The sequence below is a fragment of the Mycobacterium helveticum genome, assembly GCF_007714205.1.
Taxonomy (GTDB): Bacteria; Actinomycetota; Actinomycetes; order Mycobacteriales; family Mycobacteriaceae; genus Mycobacterium; species Mycobacterium helveticum.
Genome location: NZ_VMQU01000409.1, coordinates 1 through 250, shown reverse-complemented (window position 1 = coordinate 250; position 250 = coordinate 1). Strand labels below are relative to the sequence as shown.

Below are 250 nucleotides of genomic sequence, written 5' to 3'. Positions count from 1 at the left end.
CCCCGAACCCGCCGGCCCCGCCGGCGCCGCCGCTGCCCAACAGCCCTGCCGCGCCGCCGGCTCCGCCGGGCACGCCGTCCGCGCCGGACCCGCCGGCACCGCCGTCGCCCAGCAACCACCCGCCGGGCGCTCCGCCGGCCCCGCTGCCCGCGGCGCCGGGGGCGCCGTTGCCGATCAGCGGGCGCCCCGTCAGGGCCAGGCTGGGCGCGTTGATCGCGTTGAGCACCGCCGCCGGCAGCAACAGCCCGTT

At 83.2% G+C, this 250-nt stretch carries 1 protein-coding gene; it reads right to left on the bottom strand.

What is annotated here, in order from left to right:
* A partial coding sequence (locus FPZ47_RS28125; protein ID WP_210420070.1) for a PGRS repeat-containing protein occupies positions 1-250 on the bottom strand: 250 nt, incomplete at both ends.